At 65.2% G+C, this 566-nt stretch carries 1 protein-coding gene; it reads right to left on the bottom strand.

The window, feature by feature from the left end; all coding sequences use genetic code 11:
- Positions 1 to 330 precede the first annotated feature (330 nt).
- A partial coding sequence (locus EQG76_RS00435) for a cation transporter dimerization domain-containing protein (RefSeq protein WP_200840449.1) occupies positions 331 to 566 on the bottom strand: 236 nt, incomplete at its 5' end.

Genomic DNA, 566 nt, shown 5'->3' with positions numbered 1-566 from the left:
CAGACTGCCGGGCGCGGCTGGATGGGCCTGATCGACCACGGCGCCTACCGAGTGTCGCGGACCGAGCTGGTGCCGCTGATGCCGGCCTGGCTGGCCCTGGCCCTGCTGCTGGGCACCACCGTGTTCGCCTGGTGGCGCGAGGGGCGGCGCTGATCCGGCTAGGCTGCAGTGCCATTCTTGCCCTTCCTCTCTGCGAAGCGAACCCGAGCCGCAAGATCATGCAGCGGATAAAGATCTGATCTTACAGCCAGCAAGATCAATAGGTTATGATGCTTGCATGAGTGAGCGAATCACAAGCGTGCTCCCCGGCTGGCTTGAGGCCCAGACGACCTAGGGCAGCGCCCTGGCCACGATCGAGACGTCCGTGCCGGCGACCTCCTGCATGATCATCTGCCGGATGGCGCTCGTCCGCCGGTCGACTTCCGCCATCGGCAGGTCCGGCTCGAAGCCCAGCGTGATCTCGACGAACAGCCGTTCACCGGAGCGACGGGTCCGGATCTGGTCGAGGCTGCCATAGCTGTCGAAGTGATGGATCAGCGCGCGCAGGATCAGGAACTGTGCCGCCT

Source organism: Geminicoccus flavidas (assembly GCF_009806515.1).
In the GTDB taxonomy this organism is placed as follows: Bacteria; Pseudomonadota; Alphaproteobacteria; order Geminicoccales; family Geminicoccaceae; genus Geminicoccus; species Geminicoccus flavidus.
Note: the sequence above shows the minus strand (reverse complement) of the source record. Positions and strands in the feature narration are given on the sequence as shown.